This window comes from Microbacterium sp., from assembly GCF_047607225.1.
Lineage (GTDB): Bacteria > Actinomycetota > Actinomycetes > Actinomycetales > Microbacteriaceae > Microbacterium.
This window is the reverse complement of record NZ_JASGDO010000061.1, coordinates 26122-45145: the sequence shown is the minus strand read 5'-3', so window position 1 is coordinate 45145 and position 19024 is coordinate 26122. Positions and strand designations below refer to the sequence as shown.

Genomic DNA, 19024 nt, shown 5'->3' with positions numbered 1-19024 from the left:
GATGACGCGAGTGACGGTGGCCTCAGCGGCGCGGTAGGGTGAGCGCATGGGCCCCGACGATCTCCCCGATGTCGACGTCATCGACCCGGGCGTAGGGGATCCCGTCGCCGGAGTCGCCGGCGGAATGGCCGGGCTCATGGGCCTGTTCGCCTTCATCGCCGTCGTCGTCATCGTGTTCGGCGTCTTCGTCGCCGTGCGAAAGTACCGCATCCTCAAGGATGCGGGCATCGACCCGCTCGCCGTGGATGCGGAGATCGCGGCGAAGGTGATCAAGAGCGGCGCGTTGGCCCCGTCGCCCGCGGCCGCGCCGATCAAGACCCTGGAGGAGCGGCTGCGCGAACTCGACGACCTGCTCGCTCGCGGTGTGATCACCGAGGCCGAGCATCGTGACGCCCGCGCCGCCGCGCTTCGAGGCTGAGCTCAGCTCGACGTCGCGCGCGTCATGACCTCGGCCGCGTAGTCGGGCACGTAGTTCTGGAGCTCGCGCGGCGGACGTTCGTAGCCTCCCGGCGCGGGACGCTCCGGGATCTCGATGGGGTCGCGCTCCACCTGCCGGTAGGGGATCTGGGAGAGCAGGTGGTGGATCATGTTGAGCCGGCCCCGACGCTTGTCCTCGTTGTCGACCTCGTGCCAGGGGGACTCGGGAATGTCGGTGTGCACGAACATCGTGTCCTTCGCACGCGAGTAGTCCTCCCACTTCGTGATCGACAGGACGTCGTTGGGGGAGAGCTTCCAGCGGCGCATCGGGTCTTCGTTGCGCGAACGGAATCGCGCCTCCTGCTCGACGTCGGACACACTGAACCAGTACTTCAACAGGAGGATCCCGTCTTCGACCAGCATGCGCTCGAAGATCGGCGTCTGGTGGAGGAAGCGGTGATATTCCGCGTTCGTGCAGTACCCCATGACGTGCTCCACGCCGGCGCGGTTGTACCACGACCGGTCCATCAGGACGATCTCTCCTGCCGCCGGCAGATGAGCGATGTAGCGCTGGAAGTACCACTGCGACTTCTCCCGCTCGGTGGGCGTCGGAAGGGCGACCACACGCGTGACGCGGGGATTGAGGTACTGGGAGACCCGGCTGATCGTCGAGCCCTTGCCCGCGGCGTCGCGGCCCTCGAAGATCACCACGATGCGGGCGCCGGTCGCCTGCACCCACGCCTGCACGTCGACCAGCTGTGCTTGAAGCGCCTTGAGCTCGCGTTCGTAGATCTTCTTCGGCACCCGTGTCGTCATGGCACGAGCCTAGGCCGTCGCGTCACCGCGTGGGGTTCGGAGTGGTCAGGCGTGGAGCGCCTCGTTGAGCGTGACGCCGACGCCCGCGCGCTGTACGGCCTCGATGGCTCCGGTGACCGAGTTGCGGCGGAAGAGGAGGCCGTTCCGACCCGAGAGCTCGGCCCCCTTGACGATGGGTCTGCTGCCGTCGGCGCGCGGCGGCTCACCGGCGAGCGTGATCTTCGAGCCCGCGGTCACGTAGAGACCGGCCTCGACGACGCAGTCGTCTCCCAGCGAGATGCCGATCCCGGCGTTGGCGCCCAGCAGCGTCCGTGCTCCGATGGACACGCGGTGGCTCCCACCGCCGGAGAGTGTCCCCATGATCGACGCACCGCCGCCGATGTCGCTGCCGTCGCCCACGACGACGCCCTGCGAGATGCGCCCCTCCACCATGGAACTGCCGAGCGTCCCCGCGTTGAAATTGACGAAGCCCTCGTGCATCACCGTCGTCCCCGGCGCGAGGTGAGCGCCCAAGCGCACTCGGGAGGCGTCGGCGATGCGTACGCCGGCCGGCACCACGTAGTCGGTCAGACGCGGAAACTTGTCGAGGCTCTGCAGCTGGATTCCGGAGCGCACGAAGCCCGGCCGCAGGCGGGTGACGTCGTCGGGATGCACCGGCCCGGCGTTGGTCCACGCGACGTTCGGAAGGTGTCCGAAGATGCCGGTGAGGTCGAGGTCGTTGGGTGCCACGAGCAGATGCGACAGAGCGTGCAGGCGGAGGTAGGCGTCGGAGGTTCCTGCCGGGGGTGCGTCCAGGTCGATCTCGACGACGACGACCTCGATCGTCACCCCACGCCGCTCATCTGCTCCGGCACCGCCGACGACCGCGTCGAGGTCGGGGTTCTCGGGCGCCCGTCCGCGCGCGGGTGACGGGAACCAGGTGTCCAGCACTGTTCCATCTCCACTCCTCGTGGCAAGACCGGCACCCCACACCCAACGCGCGTCACTCATCGTTCCAGCGTATCGGCAGCGCGCCGAGGATCCCGTCGGCGGCGGGCGTGAGGAGGGTGTGACGTGGAACGCACTCACTAGACTCGTCGTCATGCCCACGCTCGATCTGACCGCCTCCTCGGTGGAGCTCACCCGCGCTCTTTGCGACATTCCGAGCGTGTCCGATGACGAGACCTCGCTGGCGGATGCGATCTACGCGGCGGTGTCTGCCTACCCCCATCTCGACGTCGAGCGCGACGGCGACACCATCATCGCGCGCACGTCACTCGGGCGTGCGCAGCGGGTGGCGATCGCCGGTCACATCGACACCGTCCCGATCAACGACAACCTGCCCACTCGAGAAGTCGAGGAGGACGGCCAGGCGTACCTGTGGGGCCGAGGCACGGTCGACATGAAGGGGGGAGTGGCCGTGCAGCTCAAGCTCGCCGCCGAACTGAACGACCCCCGCGTCGACCTCACCTGGATCTGGTACGACCACGAAGAAGTGGATTCCGCGCGCAACGCTCTGACGCGTCTCGTCGCGAGCCGGCCGGAGGTGTTCCAGGCCGACTTCGCCATCCTCGGTGAGCCCTCCAACGGCCACATAGAGGGCGGGTGCAACGGCACACTCCGCGCGGTCGTTCGCACCCACGGGGTGAGGGCGCACAGCGCGCGTTCCTGGATCGGAGAGAACGCGATCCACAAGGCCGCTCCGATCCTGACCCGCCTCGCGGAGTACCGCCCCCGCAACATCGAGGTCGACGGCCTCGTCTACCGCGAGGGGCTCAACGCGGTCGCCATCCGCGGAGGCGTCGCGGGCAATGTCATCCCGGATCTCTGCGCGGTCGAGGTCAACTACCGGTTCGCCCCCAAGCGCTCCGGCGAGGAGGCCGCCGCCCACGTGCGGGAGGTCTTCGCGGGATTCGACGTGGAGATCGTCGACATCGCGCCCGGAGCTCGCCCGGGCCTTGACGCGCCGTTGGCCCAAGAGTTCCTCGCGGCCGTCGGCGCCGAGCCGCGGCCCAAGTACGGGTGGACCGACGTGGCGCGGTTCTCCGAGCTCGGCGTGCCCGCCGTGAACTTCGGACCGGGCGATCCTCACCTCGCCCATCACGACAACGAGCGCGTTGCGGTGGCGCAGATCCTGGCCGTCGAAGAGGGCCTTCGGGCGTGGCTGACGGCGCGCTGAGCGCGCTCGCGTGGGGACGGCTGCGCGCTGCGCCCGCGGCCGCGCGCATCGCGCTGGTCTACCTCGCCGCGCGGCTGATCACCACCGGCTTCCTGCTGCTGGCGGCGGAACTCTCCGGCCCCGGCTCCCGCTTCGGCGAGCAGGCCACGCTCGGATCGTTCGTCATGGGCTGGGACGCAGAGTGGTACGGCTTCATCGCCGCCCACGGGTACCCGAGCGATCTGCCCCGCGACGACGGTGGGAACGTGGCCACCAACCAGTGGGCGTTCATGCCGCTGTTCCCCTTGATCGCCCGGATCGTGGGTGCTCCCTTCGGCAACTACGGAGCGGGTGCCCTCATCGTCGCGCTCGTCGCGGGCTACCTCGCGGCGCTGGTGCTCCACGCGACCCTCCGGGAACGAATCGGTGAAGGCGCCTCGATGTGGGCCGTCGTGTTCTTCGTCAGCGGCCCCCTTGCGGCGCTCTTCCAGGTCGGATACGCCGAGTCGCTCTTTCTGCTCTGGCTGTTCTGTGCATTGTGGTGCATCCAGCAGCGCCGGTTCGGATGGCTCTATCTGCTCATTCCCCTCATGGGATACACGCGCCCCGGGGTCCTCGCCTTCTCGCTCTTCCTGGCGCTTTTCGGAATCTGGAGATGGTGGCGGCGGCGCACAGAGCCGCTTGCCGTGCGGGAGATCATCCACATCGTGACGCTGGGCCTCTGGGCCGCTGTCATCGGGTTCTCGTGGCAGTGGATCGTGGGGGCGGTGACCGGCGACCCCAACGGATACCTGGAGACGGAGCTGAGCTGGCGGCGCGCGTGGACGGGGGAGTCGGGCGGGTTCGTCCCGTTCGACGGGTTCGTCCGGGCCGCCGGGATCTGGTTCCCGCTGTGGGGTCTCCCGGCGGAGTGGGGCTACGTCGCTCTCGGGCTCGGAGTCGTGGCGGTCGCGGCGCTGTTGATGTTCGCGCCGCACGTGAGGCGGCTGGGTGTCGAGCTACGCCTGTGGTCGGCGAGCTACGTCGTCTATCTCCTGGCCGTGTTCTTTCCGCAGTCGAGCATTTTCCGGCTCCTCCTGCCGCTGTCTCCGCTGCTGGGCGCCCTCGCTGTTCCCCCGTCGCGACTGTGGCGTGTGGGTGTTCTCGGTGCCTGCCTGTGCGGCCAGTGGTGGTGGATCTACAACATGTATGCCATCGCGTCCACGTATTACCAGATTCCGTGAACACGCGGAAGCGGGACAATTCGCGTGTCGATGACCGCCCGAACCGAGGTGTCGGTCGGGACGGGTAAACTTGTCGGGTACACGACGAAAAGGAGCCGCAATGGCAGCCATGAAGCCGCGAACCGGTGACGGACCTATGGAGGCCGTGAAGGAGGGACGCCTGATCATCGTGCGCGTTCCTCTCGAAGGCGGCGGACGTCTCGTCGTCTCGGTGAACGACGACGAGGCGAAGGAACTCCACAGCGTTCTCGGTGAGGTCGTCGGCGCCGCCTGACCTCCCCCGCAGACGAGAGGCCGGTCTTCGGACCGGCCTCTCGTCGTGTCTCCGCCGCGTTTCCGGGAACCGGCGCGGCTGCTCAGGCTAGCGGGCCTCGGCGGAGGTCGTCGTCAGCTGCAACAGACCCTCCCCGACGATCGACAGTGCGCCGAGCACCGCAGGCGACGATTGCGTCTCTTGGATCAATGACCGATACGCGCCGGTGACGCTGTCGCGACGCACGGGGTCGGCGACTGCGCCGCCGTTGAGAACGCGGGGCACGAGCACGGTGCCACCGGCACGGACGAGCCGGAGCCCGTGCTCCACGTACTCGATCACCCCGTCGGGGTCTGCGTCGACCAGAACGATGTCGTACGACGCCTCGTTCATGCGGGGGAGGACGTCAGCAGCGCGACCCGCGATGAAGCGGGCACGCGCAGGCGGGATCTTGGCGTCAGAGAAGGCGGAGCGCGCCGCGGCGAGATGCTCGGGCTCGACGTCGATCGTCGTCAGCGTCGCTCGTGGCGACCCGCGCAGGAGCCAGAGGCCCGAGACGCCGCCTCCGGTCCCGATCTCGACGATGTTCAAGGCGGCCGTGGCGGCCGAGATGACGGCGCACTGCGCCCCGACGGCGGCGCTCACGGGGTCGGCACCGAGTTCGAGGGCGTGCGAGCGCGCGCGGGCGATGGTCTCGGGCTCCATCGTCACCTCGTCCGAGAACCGTCGGACCGCTTCAGCATCGTTGTCGCGCATTGCCTGCACCTCCACTGCAAGCGTACGGTCCGGGGCGGCGCGGGGCGGCGAGGCGCACGGGTAACCTTGACCCATGTTCTTCGGGATCGACATGGAGAAGATCGTCATCATCGCGGTGGTGGCTGCCCTTCTTCTCGGTCCCGAGAAGCTGCCGCATTACGCCGAGTTGCTCGCGAAGTTCACGGTCCGTGCACGCGACTGGCTCAACGGAGCCCGCTCGCGCGTCCGCGACGAGATGGGCGAGGACTTCGACGAGATCGAGTGGCGAAAGCTCGACCCGCGGCAGTACGATCCGCGCCGGATCATCCGCGATGCACTCCTGGAAGACTCTCCGGCCGCCCCTGCGGCGACCTCGACCGCTGTGGCCGCCCCCGTCAGCTCCGCGTCGACACCCGCCGTCGATGTGCCGTCGCCGGCGGATACCGCGCGTGACCCGGCACGCACGTTCCAGCCGGGCTCGGCGAGCCGTGTTCCGTTCGACTCGGAGGCGACCTGAGCGGAGCCCTGAGCGGAGCCCCAGGGCGCTTCACCGGGGGGAACGGCTTCGCCGCGTATGCGCGCTCAGGTCACGGTGAGGGGAAGCTGCCGCGCGCCCAGGCCTCGGGGTCGAGAGGAGAGGCGCGTCGCGATGTCCTCGAGGACGCGTGCCGCCGGGTCGTCGGGATCGCTCACGACAAGGGGAACGCCGCTGTCGCCCCCTGATCGCACAGCAGCGCTCAGGGGGACAGATCCCCATACCTCCACGGGCCCCGGGATCGCCCCCGCCGGTGCGTCGGCATTCGGGGAGCGCTCCGCGGAGGAGGCGTTGAGTGCCCTGGCGACCGTCTCCCCGCCTCCGTGCCCGAAGAGGTCCAGTCTCGTGCCGTCGGGGAGGGTGAGCGGGCCCATGTTCTCGATCACGCCGACAACTCGCTGGCCGGTCTGGCGGGCGAGCAGCCCGCTGCGCACCGCGACCTCGGCAGCGGCGGCCTGCGGCGTGGTGACGACCACCACCTCGGCGTGCGGCAGCAGCTGTCCCACGGTGATCGCGATGTCCCCCGTCCCGGGTGGCATGTCGATCAACAGCACGTCGAGGTCGCCGAAGAAGACCTCGGTGAGGAACTGCTGGATCGTGCGGTGGAGCATCGGTCCGCGCCAGGCGACGGCGGCGGGGGCGCCGGGAGGAAGGAACATGCCGATCGAGATGGCTTTGACACCGAACGCGACCGGCGGGAGCATGAGGTCCCCCACGCGGGTGGGCTGCGGAGGGAGGCCATCGTCGCCCACGAGGCCGAGGAGCGCGGGGATCGAGAACCCGTGCACGTCCGCGTCGATCACTCCGACGGCGAGCCCACGCGCGGCCAGGGCCACTGCCAGGTTCGCTGTCACGGTGGACTTTCCGACGCCGCCCTTGCCGCTGGTGATCGCGATCACCCGCGTGAGCGAGTCGGGTCCGAACGGCATCCGTCGGGTGCCGCCGCGCAGGCGCTCGACGAGGGCCGTGCGCTCCGCGGGGCTCATCACACCGACCTCGACATCGACCTCTTCGATGCCCGGAATGCTGGAGGCCGCGGCGCGCACCTCGCGTTCGATGCGGTCGGCGGCCGGGCAACCGACGATCGTCAGGGCGATCGAGACGGTCGCCCGTTCCGCCGACACGGCGACCGCTCGGACCATGTCCAGCTCGCCGATCGGCCGGCGCAACTCCGGATCCATCACGGCGGCGACAGCGGCGCGTACCGCGGCGACCTGCTGGTCGTGCGGAGAGGTGGACGTCGGGTCGGTGCTCATGCCCGCGCGTCACCGGTCGGCGCGTCGATTTGCGCGTCGGCCGCCGCCCGGGCGTCGAGGTGCTCGATGAGCCGAGCGAGCTCCTGGCGGAGGGTGTCTTTGCTGACGAGTTCGTCGGTCAGGTGGGTCAGGCTCATCCGCAGCGCGACGACCTCGCGTGCCAGATACTCGGTGTCGGCGAGGTTCCGCTCCGCGCGCTGCCGGTCCTGCTCGATCTGAACACGGTCGCGGTCGTCCTGTCGGTTCTGCGCCAACAGGATCAGCGGGGCGGCGTACGACGCCTGCAGCGACAGGATGAGCGTCAGAGCCGTGAACCCCAGCGCTGCCGAATCGAACCTCCACCAGCCGTTGGCTTCGGCGACCACGGTGTAGGTCATCCACAGCGCGCAGAACAGGGTGAGCAGCAGGAGGAACGTCGGGGTTCCCATCGCGCGCGCGATCCACTCCGTGAATCGGCCGAATCGGTCACGGGAGGGCTGCGGCGGCCGAGCCCGCAGGGTGGTGCGGCCCAACGGGGCGTCGAGGGAGGCCTGGCGTGTCGTGCGAGCCATCATCGCCTCCCCGCCGTCGCCGGTGCCTGCTCACCGTCGTTCGAGCGCCAGTCCTCCGGCAACAGGTAGTCCAGCACGTCGTCGACGCTCACCACGCCGACGAGCCGGTGTGCCGCGTCGACCACGGGCAGTGACACGAGGTTGTAGCTGGCGAGGAGTCGCGCGACCTCGGCGGCGGAACCGGTCACCGGCACCGCGTCGGCGGTGTCGTCGATGATCGCACCGAGCCGCTCGTGCGGGGGATAGCGGAGCATCCGCTGGAAGTGGACGGTTCCGAGGAGCCTGCCCGTCGGTGTCTCGTACGGCGGGAGCGTGACGAAGACGGCGGCGGCCAGGGCGGGATGCAACTCGTGCCGCCGGATGAGTGCCAGGGCCTCGGCGACGGTCGCGTCTGCCGACAGAACGATCGGCTCGCTCGTCATGAGTCCACCAGCGGTGTCGGGCCCGTACTTCAGCAGTTCGCGGACGTCCTCGGCCTCCTCGGGCTCCATCAGCTCCAGCAGCTCTTCGCGCTGCTGCTCGGGCAGCTGGGCCAGGACGTCGGCGGCGTCGTCGGGCTCCATCTGATCGAGGATGTCGGCCGCGCGCTCATCGCCGAGCGCTTCGAGGATGTGCACCTGATCGTCCTCGGGCATCTCCTCGAGGGCGTCGGCGAGACGTCCGTCCGGTAGCTCTTCGGCCACTTCGAGGAGACGCTCCTCCGGCAGGTCGAGGAGTGTGTTCGCGAGATCGGCGGGCTTCAGCTCCGAGTAGCTCGCCACGAGCTGCTCCGCTGACTGGGCCTCGCCGGGCGTCTGCTGCTCGCGCACGTCTCGCCACTGTGCGAACGTCGTCGGGCCCTTCGCGAAGGGGGACGCGCTGGTCTTCGGCCTGCGGAGGAACAGCTGACCGATGTCCCACTCGCCGAGGCGATTGCGTTCGATGGCGACGTCTTCGATGACGCCCTCGCCGGAACCGTCGCGGAAGTACACCTTGCGCCCGAGGAGCTCCGCCATCACGCGCACCTCGCCGCCGCGCTGCTGGAACCGACGCACGTTGATGAGTCCCGTCGTGATCACCTGACCGGTCGCGATCGAGGTGACCCGTCCGATCGAGAGGAAGACGTGACGGCGTCCGGGGATCTCCACCACGAGCCCGACGACTCGAGGCGGATCGTCTTTTCGGAAGATGACGACGACATCCCGGACCTTGCCGAGCCGGTCGCCGGCGGGGTCGAAGACGGCGCACCCGACCAGGCGCGCGACAAAAACCCGCTGCGTACTCACCCGTCCAGCGTAGCCCGCGCCCACGGTGAGCGGCCGGTCCCGCGCCGGCCGCGGGCGAGGGACGCGGGGGTGTGTGGTCCCGCTCCTCCGGCGGCGTGGCGTGCGAAGATGGGTGGTGTGAGCATGATGGGTGGCGCGCCGCAGGAGCACGGCGAGACGATCGCCGAGTTCTCCTCCTATGAGGGCGCGCAGAAAGCGGTGTCGCAGCTCATCGCGAGCGACGTTCCCGCGAAGGACATCGCGATCGTCGGCCGAGGTCTTCGTTCGGTGGAGACCGTGACGGGCCGGCTCGGGTACGCGGCTGCCGCCCGCACCGGCGCGATCAACGGCATCCTCCTGGGTCTGCTGTTCTCGGCGATCTTCGTCCTGGGGACGCCCAACGCCGCGATCCAGCTGTTCGTCGGAGTGATGTTCGTCGGCATCGCGATCGGCATGCTCATGAGCATCGTCACCTACTCGCTGCTGCGGCGTCGGCGCGACTTCACATCGATCACGCAGGTCGTCGCTGATCACTACGAGGTCACGGTGCTGCCCCGTTCGTTGCCGCGGTCGCGTGAGATCCTCGGAGCACGGGCCCGTTCCGCCGCGCCGGTGTCACCGCCCGCGGACGCTCCGCTTCCTCCGCCGAAGTACGGAGAACGCATCGATCTGCCGGCGCCGACGTCCGACGCCCCGGCGTCCGGGACCGACGACACCGGAACCGACCCCGCGCCGGAGCAGAAACCCGCGACGTGACCTCGGTCCTCGTCGAGCTGCCCTCGGGAGACGTCGAGGTCCGCACCGTGGCCGACCTCGCTCGCGGTCGTGACGGGAGCCCGCGGGGGACCATCGTCCTCGCTCACGGGGCCGGGGCAGGCATGGATCATCCCTTCCTGGCGGGCGTCGCCGACACCTTCGCCGGTGCAGGCTTCGATGTCGTCCGGTTCGCGTTCCCCTACGCGCAGCGGGGACGACGGATGCCGGGGCCGGCCGCTCACGCGGTCGCCGCCTGGGGCGCCGTGTTCGCTGACGTGGTGCGGCGTCGGCCCGATGTCCCGGTGATCGCGGCAGGTCGCTCTTACGGGGGACGCATGGCGTCGATGGCCGCCGCGGAAGGGGTGATCGCTCCGGCCGCACTGGTCTACCTCGGGTACCCGCTGCATCCCCCGGGAGCACCCGAGAAGGTTCGCGCCGACCACCTCCCTGCCATCGCGGCGCCGCAGCTCTTCGTCTCGGGAACCGTGGATCCCTTCCTCCAACCGCTCGAACAGTTCACTGCCGTCGTCGGCGGACTGCCGCGGGCGAGCATCCTCTGGGTGGAGGGTGCGCGGCACTCCTTCGAGGTGAGGGGCACGAAGCGCGAGTCCGCGGTGATCGGTGCGGACATCGCCCGGCAGGTCGACCCGTGGCTCGCCGAGGCGCTGGGCGTGTAGAAGGCCGCGATCTGGCCTGGGTCACGGTCCCCTCGGGCGGGACGTCGAGAGGGCAGCCTCGTCACCGTCCGGCGGCGTAGCCGGCCTGACCTCGCGGGTTCGCGGCGCCCCAGAGCCGCGGTGCGTCGTCGGCCGACCCGGGTTCACGACCGACGGCGCTGAGTCGGCCGAGGCTCCATCCGTCGACCACGGTCACGTCATGGCCGCGCGCCCGGAGTCCCTCGATCACATCGGTGCCGGTTCGCTCTTCGAGCATCACCCCGGCCGGTTCCCACTGCCGGGGCCAGAACGAGTCCACGAGCGCGGTCGTGTGAAGGGTCGGCGCGTCGATCGCCTCCTGGGCCTGGTATCCGCCGACCAGCATTCTGAGAAGCATCGGAAGCTGCCACTGCTCCTGCTGATCACCTCCCGGGGTACCCATCGCGATGACCGCCCCCCGGTCGGAGAGCACGAGCGTGGGGGTCAGAGTGGTGCGGGGGCGCCTTCCGGGGCGCAGTGCCGAGGGTGACGACTCATCGAGCCAGCACATCTGGAGCCGCGTCCCGAGGCAGAAGCCGAGCTCGGGCACCGCGGGGGAGGACTGCAGCCATCCACCGGACGGCGTGACCGAGACGATGTTCCCCCACCGGTCGACCACGTCGATGTGGCAGGTGTCGCCGCGGGTCGATCCCGACGCGTCGACGGTCGGCTCGCCGGCTCCCGGTGTCGCTCGCGTCGCCGCGGTCGGCGTTAGGGGTGGACGAAACGGTGTGAACCCTGCGGGGGAGCCGGGCCGCCATTGCCGTGAGGCGCGGTCGCCGATGAGCTCCCGCCGCTGTGCGACGTAGTCGTCGTCGAGCAGCGGAGCGACATCGACTCCGTCGCCGAAGTGCGCGTCGCGGTCGGCCAGCGCGAGTTTGAGGGCCTCGACGATCCTATGGGCGCCGTCGGGCGTGGCCGGATCGAGCGCGTCGTCGGGGAAGGGTTCGAGGATCTTCAGCGCCTGCAGGAGCGCGGGCCCCTGCGTCCAGCTCCCCGCCTTGAAAACCCTCGCGCCGCGGAACGAGGAACTGACGGGATCCTCGTACCCGGCCCGGAAGGCCTCGATGTCGTCCCGGCTGAGAACGCCCGCGTGGTCGCTTCCCGTGGAGTGCCGATGCGGCTGCGCGACCAGGTCGACGGCATGCCCGAGCAGTTCTCGCCAGGCGCGCCGGGCTGCGTCGATGCGATCGGCGCGCCGCGCCGCACCGCCTTCCTCTCCCCGGGCCGTGGAGGACGCGGCTGCGCCGAGGTGGTCGAGAACGTCGGCATAGGCGGGATTCCGGATGATCTCGCCGGGCGCCGGAGAGTGACCGTCCGTGAGCCACTGCGTGGCGGAGGTCGGCCAATGATGCTGGAACAGCTCGCGCACTCGGCCGATCGTCTCCGCGGCGGAGGGCAGGAGCGGGTGTCCGTCGCGTGCGTAGGCGATCGCCGGCGCCAGGACGTCGGCGATCTCCCACGTGCCGTGATCGCGAAGAAGGAGGAGCCAGGCATCAACGGCGCCGGGGACGGCTGCCGCCAGGCCTCCCGCGCCCGGTACGAGGTCCAGACCCTCCGCGCGGAAGCGCGTGATGGTCGCACCCGCCGGCGCCGGGCCCTGCCCCATGAGCACGCGCGTCGCGCCCGAGTCCGCGGCCGTGAACAGCCCCACCAGGTCCCCTCCGGGACCGTTGAGGTGCGGCTCGACCACGTGGAGCACGAATCCTCCCGCCACGACCGCGTCGAACGCGTTCCCCCCGCGCTCCAGCACCGATTGAGCGGCGCCCGTGGCGAGCCAGTGGGTGGAGGCGCTGAAACCGAACGATCCCTGGAGAAGCGGCCGGGTGGTGACGGCCGGCGGCGGCGTGAAGGTCACGACGACAGGCGCGCGATCCAGGCCTCGACCTCGTCGGCCGTCCGTGGGATTCCCGCCGACAGGTTCACCGGGCCGTCGGCCGTCATGACGATGTCGTCTTCGATCCGGACCCCGATTCCGCGGTACTCCTCCGGAACGGTGAGGTCATCGATCTGGAAGTAGAGGCCCGGTTCGATCGTGAACACCATCCCGGGCTCCAGGACGCCGTCGTAGTACATCTCGCGACGCGCCTGCGCGCAGTCGTGGACGTCGATCCCGAGGTGGTGGCTGGTGCCGTGGACCATGTACCGGCGGTGCTGGCCGCCGAGATCCGCGTCCAAGGCCTCCTCCGCGCTGACCGGGAGCAGCCCCCACTCCGCGACGCGCTGCGCGATGACCGACATCGCCGCCTCGTGGACGGCACGGAACTTCACTCCGGGGCGGGCAGCCGCGAATGCGGCGTCGGCTGCTTCGCGCACCGTCTCGTAGATGCGGCGCTGAATCGGCGTGAAGGTCCCGGAGACCGGGAGCGTCCGGGTGATGTCGGCGGTGTAGAGGCTGTCGACCTCGACGCCGGCATCGATCAGGATGAGATCCCCGGGCACGACCGGTCCGTCGTTGCGAGTCCAGTGGAGGTAGCAGGCGTGGGGGCCCGACGCCGCGATGGTGTCGTATCCCTCTCCGTTCCCGTCGGTCCGGGCCCGCAGGTGGAACACGCCTTCCACGACGCGTTCGCCGCGCTCGGTCGCGATGATGCGGGGCAGGTCGGCGACGATGTCATCGAAGCCTCGAGCCGTCGCGGCGACGGCCTCGCGGAGCTGGCCGAGCTCGTAGTCGTCTTTGACGAGACGGAGTTCGGAGAGGAACCTCGTCAGATCTGCATCGTCTTCCAGTCGCACATCATCGTCGCTGGGCTCGAAGGACGCAAGGTGGTCGGTGTCGATGCCGAGGTCCGCGGCGACGCCGGCCAGCGACGGTCGCGGACCGATCCAGAACTCGCCGACGGAGGCATCGGCGTAGAACTCCGCGGTCGTCCGATCGGCGCGCTCGCGAAGATACAGCGTGACCCGATGGCCGTCGTCGGTGGGGTCGAACACGAGGACCGAGTCGGGAACCGTGTCGGCGGCCCACCCCGTGAGGTGAGAGAACGCGGAATGCGCACGGAACGGATAATCGGTGTCGTTCGAGCGCTGCTTGGCCGATCCGGCCGGGATGACCAGTCGACGGCCCGCGAACGCCGCGGACACGGCGGCACGCCGGGCAGCGGTGAAGGCAGACTGTGCGCGGGCGGGCGAGGGAACCGTCTCGCGGTCCGCCCATCCCTCCGAGATCGTCTCCAGGAAGCCTCGCGGGAAGGGCTGCTTGCGGTTGGTGTTCTCCGCCGGCGCCGTCTCGGTGTCGACGGGGGTGTCCGCGATCGTGTCGCTGTCGCTCGTGCTCATCGCACCAGTCTCCCACCCCGTGTCGTGCAGCGGGGTGTTCAGCCCGCGGAGCGCTCGAACTGCACGACGACGGGACGATGGTCGCTGCCGGCTCCGTCGAGCGAGCCGATCACCACGGACGCGCGGGGCGTCCAGGCGTCTGTCGCCATGATGTGATCGATCGGGGCCCCCAGCAGTCCCGGCCAGTCGGTGGACCAGGTGCCGATACCGCCGGTGCCGGTGGCGGAGGTCGCATCGAGGCACTTGCCGAGCGTGCCGCCGTCGGCGCCGAGACGGTCCATGTGATCGACCGTCGCGTTGAAGTCGCCGGCGAGGATGACGTTGTCGGCGGCGCATTGATCGGCGATCCATTGCAGATCGCTGCGCCAGGCCTCCATCGCGTCCTCCCGAGGGGCGACGGCGTGGACGGCGACCACGATCGGGCCGTCTCCGTCGACGGGCATCGCGACGACGCTCGGGACTGCCGAGGTGTTGCTGGCGCCGCCCGCCGTCGACTCCACCAGCGCGTAGTCTCCGAGGTCGGGGGAGATGAGGAGCGTCGTGGAGTTCGCATCCCAATCGGGGTAGTCGTCACGGTCACCGAAGTTCTCGTGGTGGGCCCACATCGGGTGCCCCATCTCCCGCATCGCGACGGCGACCTCCTTGCCCGACTCGATCGTGGTCTCGGGGAGCGCGACGATATCGGCGCGCATGGCGACGGCGGTCTGCGCGATGATCGCGGGATCGGTCGCCGAGCCCGCGGTGTTCCAGGTCATCACCCGCAGGGAGTCCGCCGTCTTGTCCGGAAGCGAGGTCGTGCCGATGCCGCGCGAGATCAGGATGGCGGCGTTGGCGCCGCCGGCGGCCACCGCGATGACCAGGAGGGATGCGGCGAACGCCCTCGCGGAGCGGGCGAGCAGGAGCAGGAGCGAGAGCAGCGCGATCACCGCGAATGCGGCGACGAGGACGCCGCGCAGCGAGACGATCTGGGCGACCGGGAACGTGCGCTCGAGGCGGAAGAACTGCGGCCAGGTGATGATCGCGGCGGCGATGGCGAACAGCACTGTCACCAGGACTCCGAACGCACGCACCACGCGCCCGACTCTATGTCAGCAGGCTGGGAGTTCTCGGCATCGCGATACCCTCTGAGGATGCAGTGGCACGGCGAGGGGCGCGGGGAAACAGGCCTCCCGTTCGCCGGTCCGGGAGACCTGCACCTGCACTCCGACTGGTCCGACGGCACCGAGCCGCCGGCCGACGTGATGCTTGCCGCTCACCGCGAGGGACTGCGCTGTGTCGCCCTGACCGACCACGACACGACCGAGGGATGGGCCGAAGCGGCGGAAGCCGCCACCTCGCTCGGGATGACGTTCCTTCCGGGGATGGAGCTGTCCGCGCGTCACGAGTGGCGCAGCGTCCACGTGCTCGGGTACTTGTTCGATCCCGACGACGAGCGCATCCGGGCCCTGACGAGCCGGATCCGGGACTCTCGCCTCACGCGTGCCCGCACCATGACCGACCGGATCGCCCGCGACTACGACGTGGAGTGGGCCGACATCGTGGCCCAGACCGTTGACGGCGCGACGGTGGGGCGCCCGCACATCGCCGATGCGCTCGTGGCGAAGGGGCTCGTACGCGACCGCGGCGAGGCGTTCGCCGGCATCCTCCACCCCAGCAGCGACTACTACGTCGATCTGTACGCGCCTGACCCGGTGACCGCCGTCGCCGCGATCACGGGCGCGGGTGGCGTGCCGATCATCGCGCACCCCGCGGGCCGGGCCGGTCTGTTGCCGGCCGACCTGACCGCGCAGATGCTCGAGGCGGGCCTGGCCGGGTTCGAACTGGGCCATCGGGAGAACGTCGAGCCGGCGCTGGGCCGACTCCGACGCCTCGTCGAGCGTGAGGACCTGATCGTCACGGGCTCGAGCGACTACCACGGCGTCGGTAAGCCGAATGTGCCCGGCGAGAACACCACGAGCGTCGAGATGATCGCGCGGATCATCCAACAGGGACGCGGCAGCTCGCCGGTCTTCCCGTCCTGATCGGCTCAGGCTCCGGCGACCGGCGCACCCGATCCGCCGCGCCGCCGACGACGCCGCCGGGCCGGAGCGGGCTTGCCGTCATGGTGCTCCTTGCCGGCCCCGTCGTGCGTCCCGGCGCCGTCTTCGGACCGGGCGGCGGACGTCGACGCCTCCGATGCGGCGGAATCCCCGTCGACACTGGATCCGTCAGCGAAGGTGGAGCCGACGCGGCCTTCGTTCGCGCCGCTGCGCCGACGACGACGGCGACGAGTGCCGCCTTCGGCCGTTCCCTCCGCGGCGGCGTCCGCGGCGCGAGCAGGGGCAGCCGTCCGGACGGGCTGAGTCTTGGGCGCCGTCGTGATCCGTCCCTTGGTGCCGGCGGGGATGTCGAGCTCCTCGTAGAGGTGGGGGCTCGACGAGTAGGTCTCGACGGGCTCCGGCTGCCCGAACTCGAGCGCCCGGTTGATGAGCGCCCACTTGTGCAGGTCTTCCCAGTCGACGAAGGTGATCGCGATCCCCGTCTTGCCGGCGCGACCGGTGCGGCCGGCGCGGTGCAGGTAAGTCTTCTCGTCGTCGGGGATCGTGTGGTTGATGACGTGGGTGACATCGTCGACGTCGATCCCGCGGGCAGCGACATCGGTCGCGATGAGGATGTCCTTCTTGCCCGCCTTGAACCCCGCCATGGAACGCTCGCGCGCCTCCTGGCTCATGTCGCCGTGGACGGCACCCGCGTTGAATCCGCGGTCGTTGAGCTCGTCGACGAGGCGCTGCGCGGCGCGCTTGGTCCGGGTGAAGACGACCGTCTTGCCACGTCCCTCCGCCTGCAGGATGCGGGCGATGACCTCGTCCTTGTCCAGCGCGTGGGCGCGGTAAACCAGGTGACGGATGTTCGCCTGCGTCAGGCCCTCGTCGGGATCGGTGGCGCGGATGTGGATGGGGTTGGACATGAACCGCCGCGCGAGAGCGACGATCGGACCCGGCATCGTGGCCGAGAACAGCTGCGTGTGGCGGATCGCGGGGACCTTCGAGAAGATCTTCTCGATGTCGGCGAGGAAGCCGAGGTCGAGCATCTTGTCGGCCTCGTCGAGGACGACCTCGGTGGCGTGAGAGAGGTCCAGCAGTCGCTGATTGTTGAGGTCGATGAGGCGCCCAGGGGTGCCCACGACGATCTGCGCGCCGGCCTTGAGCTGATCGATCTGACCTTCGTAGGCCTTTCCGCCGTAGATCGCCACGACGCTCGTGGAGCGGTTCGAGGTGAGCATGTCCATGTCCTCGTACACCTGCACTGCGAGCTCGCGCGTCGGGACGACGATGAGGGCCTTGACGCCGGGAGCCGGGTCGAGGCCGAGACGCTGGACCACCGGGATGCCGAAGCCGAAGGTCTTGCCGGTTCCGGTCTTGGCCTGCCCGATGATGTCCTGGCCGGGAAGCCCCAGCGGGATCGTCTGCTCCTGGATCGGGAAGGCGTCCACGATGCCGCGCGCCGAGAGCGCGTCGACGATGTCGCTGTCCACCCCGAGTTCGACGAATGTCGTCACTTTTCCATGCCTGTCTGGCGGTGAGAAGCCGCCGGTGTTGAGGTCCACGCCCTTCACTCAGCCACAGGCGCGGGGTCCCGATCCGTCGCCGGGACCCGACCAGCCTACCGGAGCCGCCGTCGCCGCTCGGGGTGATGGGCCGTGTCGTCACGCGCCGTGCCTCTAGGCTGGTGCCCGTGGTGAGGTGGTTCTGGCAGCGCGGGCGCACGCCCGAACGGACGTTGCGCCTGCGGTCGCGCGGTGAACTGGGCGACGTCTCCCGCGTGGATTTCGAGGAGCTCGCTCCCGATATCGACACCTTCCTCGGGCAGGCCGCCTACCTCCAGCTCGGCTACTTCGAGACGCTCAGCGAGCTGATCGCGCCGACGCCCGACCTCAATCAGAAGGAGTCGCTGTCGCTCGCCGCCGGCGCCGCGCTCCTCAAGCACCGCGAGCTGGTCAGCGTGATCCGTGAGCGCGGCGACGATCCGCTCGACCTCATGCTGCCGTTCCGCGAGCCGCTCGACGCCTTTCGCCGCGCCACACACGGTGCGCGTCCTCTGGAGACGATGCTCTCGGTGCACATCACGGCCGGGATGCTGGACGACTTCTATCGGTCACTGTCGGCCAGTTACGCATCGACGGGTCGACGCGTCGCCGACATCCTCGACCGCGACGATGACCGAGACGCCCTCGTCGGGATCATCACGTCGGCCATCGCGAGCGACTCCGAGTGGCGCTCGCTGCTGGCGCTGTGGGGACGACGACTGGTCGGTGACACGCTGCTGATCGCGCGAGGCGCGCTGCGGCCCCAATCGCTCGACGCCGCGGAGGAGAAGCGCGTCGAGCCGGTGTTCACCGAACTCCTCGGTGCGCACTCGCGGCGGATGACCCAGCTGGGCCTCGACGCCTGAGGCGCATCGGGACTCAGGACGGGGCTCGGGAGGAGCCCGGGCGGTCGGTGAGCCCGCGGGTCGGGGCGTCAGGCGATACCGAGTCGGACGCGCTCACGGTCATCGTGAGCGGCTCGTGCGCGGGTGAGCGCCACAAGCGCCAGCGGCACGACGACGAGGGGCGCGGCGAGGGAGACGAGCCACAGCCACGGGTCGAGCGTCGTCTGGCCCACCCACGTGAGCGCGAGCCACACGATTCCGCCGGTGAACGCCCCCAGGATCGGAGCGAGAGCGACGCCGCGCAGGGCGCGTCCGGTCTGAAGGAAGTGGAGCAGCCCACCCACCGCGGCCCCGAAGACCAGGGCGATGACGATCTGCATGTCAGGCGACGAAGCCGACGCGACGCGACTGGTCGGTGCCGACCTCGACGAAGGTGATCGCGGTGGTGGGCACGACGTAGGAGTTGCCCTTGGCGTCGGTGAAGCTCAAGTGGCCGGTGCCCGCCTCGAGCGCGTCGGTGACGGTCTTCTTGACGGCCTCCGCCGTCTCGTCGGACTCAAAGCTGAGCTCGCGCGCGGTGTTCGCGAGGCCGATGCGGATCTCCACGATGATTGCCTTTCCGGCCCGGGCTTCCGGATACCTGCTTCGACTTTACGACACGCGAAGGGGTCGACGGCCCGGCGGCCGCGACGCCCTGCCGACGGCTGCGTCGAGCGT

The 19024-nt window shown here is 69.8% G+C and carries 21 protein-coding genes; 9 read left to right on the top strand and 12 right to left on the bottom strand.

Features of this window, described 5'->3' with window-relative positions; translation table 11 throughout:
- Positions 1-46 precede the first annotated feature (46 nt).
- Positions 47-418 (top strand): SHOCT domain-containing protein, encoded by a 372-nt coding sequence (locus tag QM591_RS12590; protein WP_415132734.1) that lies wholly within the window; start codon positions 47-49, stop codon positions 416-418.
- A 2-nt stretch (positions 419-420) separates the two neighbouring features.
- Here the strand turns inward: QM591_RS12590 and ppk2 are convergent, their stop codons facing one another.
- Both ppk2 and dapD read right to left on the bottom strand, forming a co-directional pair.
- On the bottom strand, positions 421-1233 hold the full coding sequence (gene ppk2, locus QM591_RS12585; RefSeq protein ID WP_415132733.1) for a polyphosphate kinase 2: 813 nt from the start codon (positions 1231-1233) through the stop codon (positions 421-423).
- A 45-nt stretch (positions 1234-1278) separates the two neighbouring features.
- The gene (gene dapD / locus QM591_RS12580) at positions 1279-2223 is read right to left on the bottom strand and encodes a 2,3,4,5-tetrahydropyridine-2,6-dicarboxylate N-succinyltransferase (protein ID WP_415132732.1); all 945 of its coding nucleotides are present in this window, start codon (positions 2221-2223) and stop codon (positions 1279-1281) included.
- Positions 2224-2314: 91 nt separating this feature from the next.
- Between dapD and dapE the strand changes: the two genes are divergently transcribed.
- The 3 genes from dapE (at position 2315) to QM591_RS12565 (ending at position 4867) form a co-directional block, all read left to right on the top strand.
- A complete protein-coding gene (gene dapE / locus QM591_RS12575; protein ID WP_415132731.1) occupies positions 2315-3391 on the top strand; it encodes a succinyl-diaminopimelate desuccinylase in 1077 nt (358 codons plus the stop codon).
- Entirely contained in the window at positions 3373-4593 is a 1221-nt protein-coding gene (locus QM591_RS12570) for a hypothetical protein (protein WP_415132730.1), read from the top strand. Before dapE ends, QM591_RS12570 begins: the two co-directional genes overlap by 19 nt.
- 100 nt (positions 4594-4693) lie before the next feature.
- Positions 4694-4867: a DUF3117 domain-containing protein gene (locus QM591_RS12565; protein ID WP_082406089.1), complete on the top strand. Its 174-nt coding sequence runs from the start codon at positions 4694-4696 to the stop codon at positions 4865-4867.
- Positions 4868-4954: 87 nt separating this feature from the next.
- Here QM591_RS12565 and QM591_RS12560 read toward each other — a convergent pair whose 3' ends face one another.
- The gene (locus QM591_RS12560) at positions 4955-5602 is read right to left on the bottom strand and encodes an O-methyltransferase (protein WP_415132729.1); all 648 of its coding nucleotides are present in this window, start codon (positions 5600-5602) and stop codon (positions 4955-4957) included.
- Between the two features lie 73 nt (positions 5603-5675).
- On the opposite strand from QM591_RS12560, the gene QM591_RS12555 reads away from it, so the two are divergent.
- Positions 5676-6098, top strand: coding sequence for a Sec-independent protein translocase TatB (locus tag QM591_RS12555; protein ID WP_415132728.1), 423 nt, complete (start codon positions 5676-5678; stop codon positions 6096-6098).
- 65 nt (positions 6099-6163) lie between these two features.
- On the opposite strand, the gene QM591_RS12550 is transcribed toward QM591_RS12555, so the two are convergent.
- The 3 genes from QM591_RS12550 to QM591_RS12540 are packed head-to-tail and all read right to left on the bottom strand — an operon-like array spanning position 6164 to position 9188.
- Positions 6164-7372, bottom strand: coding sequence for an Mrp/NBP35 family ATP-binding protein (locus QM591_RS12550; RefSeq protein ID WP_415132727.1), 1209 nt, complete (start codon positions 7370-7372; stop codon positions 6164-6166).
- Entirely contained in the window at positions 7369-7923 is a 555-nt protein-coding gene (locus QM591_RS12545; RefSeq protein WP_415132726.1) for a DUF1003 domain-containing protein, read from the bottom strand. The genes QM591_RS12550 and QM591_RS12545 overlap by 4 nt, the downstream gene beginning before the upstream one ends.
- A complete protein-coding gene (locus tag QM591_RS12540) occupies positions 7923-9188 on the bottom strand; it encodes a magnesium transporter MgtE N-terminal domain-containing protein (RefSeq protein WP_415132725.1) in 1266 nt (421 codons plus the stop codon). Before QM591_RS12540 ends, QM591_RS12545 begins: the two co-directional genes overlap by 1 nt.
- Positions 9189-9311: 123 nt before the next feature.
- Here QM591_RS12540 and QM591_RS12535 point away from each other — a divergent pair, with 123 nt between their 5' ends.
- Positions 9312-9923: a general stress protein gene (locus QM591_RS12535; RefSeq protein ID WP_415132763.1), complete on the top strand. Its 612-nt coding sequence runs from the start codon at positions 9312-9314 to the stop codon at positions 9921-9923.
- Positions 9920-10600, top strand: a complete 681-nt coding sequence (locus QM591_RS12530) for an alpha/beta family hydrolase (RefSeq protein ID WP_415132724.1) — start codon at positions 9920-9922, stop codon at positions 10598-10600. The genes QM591_RS12535 and QM591_RS12530 overlap by 4 nt, the downstream gene beginning before the upstream one ends.
- 61 nt (positions 10601-10661) lie before the next feature.
- On the opposite strand, the gene QM591_RS12525 is transcribed toward QM591_RS12530, so the two are convergent.
- The 3 genes from QM591_RS12525 to QM591_RS12515 are packed head-to-tail and all read right to left on the bottom strand — an operon-like array spanning position 10662 to position 14970.
- Complete coding sequence (locus QM591_RS12525) at positions 10662-12476, bottom strand: gamma-glutamyltransferase family protein (protein ID WP_415132723.1); 1815 nt, start codon at positions 12474-12476, stop codon at positions 10662-10664.
- On the bottom strand, positions 12473-13897 hold the full coding sequence (locus QM591_RS12520) for an aminopeptidase P family protein (protein WP_415132722.1): 1425 nt from the start codon (positions 13895-13897) through the stop codon (positions 12473-12475). The genes QM591_RS12525 and QM591_RS12520 overlap by 4 nt, the downstream gene beginning before the upstream one ends.
- A gap of 38 nt (positions 13898-13935) precedes the next feature.
- Entirely contained in the window at positions 13936-14970 is a 1035-nt protein-coding gene (locus tag QM591_RS12515) for an endonuclease/exonuclease/phosphatase family protein (RefSeq protein WP_415132721.1), read from the bottom strand.
- A gap of 57 nt (positions 14971-15027) precedes the next feature.
- Between QM591_RS12515 and QM591_RS12510 the strand changes: the two genes are divergently transcribed.
- Complete coding sequence (locus QM591_RS12510) at positions 15028-15918, top strand: PHP domain-containing protein (protein ID WP_415132720.1); 891 nt, start codon at positions 15028-15030, stop codon at positions 15916-15918.
- Positions 15919-15923: 5 nt separating this feature from the next.
- Here the strand turns inward: QM591_RS12510 and QM591_RS12505 are convergent, their stop codons facing one another.
- Positions 15924-17435, bottom strand: a complete 1512-nt coding sequence (locus tag QM591_RS12505; protein ID WP_415132719.1) for a DEAD/DEAH box helicase — start codon at positions 17433-17435, stop codon at positions 15924-15926.
- Between the two features lie 176 nt (positions 17436-17611).
- Here QM591_RS12505 and QM591_RS12500 point away from each other — a divergent pair, with 176 nt between their 5' ends.
- Complete coding sequence (locus QM591_RS12500; RefSeq protein ID WP_415132718.1) at positions 17612-18328, top strand: ferritin-like fold-containing protein; 717 nt, start codon at positions 17612-17614, stop codon at positions 18326-18328.
- 68 nt (positions 18329-18396) lie between these two features.
- Here QM591_RS12500 and QM591_RS12495 read toward each other — a convergent pair whose 3' ends face one another.
- Entirely contained in the window at positions 18397-18687 is a 291-nt protein-coding gene (locus QM591_RS12495) for a hypothetical protein (protein WP_415132717.1), read from the bottom strand.
- 1 nt (position 18688) lies between these two features.
- Positions 18689-18913, bottom strand: a complete 225-nt coding sequence (locus tag QM591_RS12490) for a DUF3107 domain-containing protein (RefSeq protein WP_415132716.1) — start codon at positions 18911-18913, stop codon at positions 18689-18691.
- Positions 18914-19024 lie beyond the last annotated feature (111 nt).

Bases quoted from the DNA above. Each gene is read 5' to 3' on its own strand.
- QM591_RS12590 (WP_415132734.1), top strand. From the start codon at position 47: ATGGGCCCCGACGATCTCCCCGATGTCGACGTCATCGACCCGGGCGTA.
- ppk2 (WP_415132733.1), bottom strand. From the start codon at position 1,233: ATGACGACACGGGTGCCGAAGAAGATCTACGAACGCGAGCTCAAGGCG.
- dapD (WP_415132732.1), bottom strand. From the start codon at position 2,223: ATGAGTGACGCGCGTTGGGTGTGGGGTGCCGGTCTTGCCACGAGGAGT.
- dapE (WP_415132731.1), top strand. From the start codon at position 2,315: ATGCCCACGCTCGATCTGACCGCCTCCTCGGTGGAGCTCACCCGCGCT.
- QM591_RS12565 (WP_082406089.1), top strand. From the start codon at position 4,694: ATGGCAGCCATGAAGCCGCGAACCGGTGACGGACCTATGGAGGCCGTG.
- QM591_RS12560 (WP_415132729.1), bottom strand. From the start codon at position 5,602: ATGCGCGACAACGATGCTGAAGCGGTCCGACGGTTCTCGGACGAGGTG.
- QM591_RS12555 (WP_415132728.1), top strand. From the start codon at position 5,676: ATGTTCTTCGGGATCGACATGGAGAAGATCGTCATCATCGCGGTGGTG.
- QM591_RS12550 (WP_415132727.1), bottom strand. From the start codon at position 7,372: ATGAGCACCGACCCGACGTCCACCTCTCCGCACGACCAGCAGGTCGCC.
- QM591_RS12545 (WP_415132726.1), bottom strand. From the start codon at position 7,923: ATGGCTCGCACGACACGCCAGGCCTCCCTCGACGCCCCGTTGGGCCGC.
- QM591_RS12535 (WP_415132763.1), top strand. From the start codon at position 9,312: ATGATGGGTGGCGCGCCGCAGGAGCACGGCGAGACGATCGCCGAGTTC.
- QM591_RS12520 (WP_415132722.1), bottom strand. From the start codon at position 13,897: ATGAGCACGAGCGACAGCGACACGATCGCGGACACCCCCGTCGACACC.
- QM591_RS12510 (WP_415132720.1), top strand. From the start codon at position 15,028: ATGCAGTGGCACGGCGAGGGGCGCGGGGAAACAGGCCTCCCGTTCGCC.
- QM591_RS12495 (WP_415132717.1), bottom strand. From the start codon at position 18,687: ATGCAGATCGTCATCGCCCTGGTCTTCGGGGCCGCGGTGGGTGGGCTG.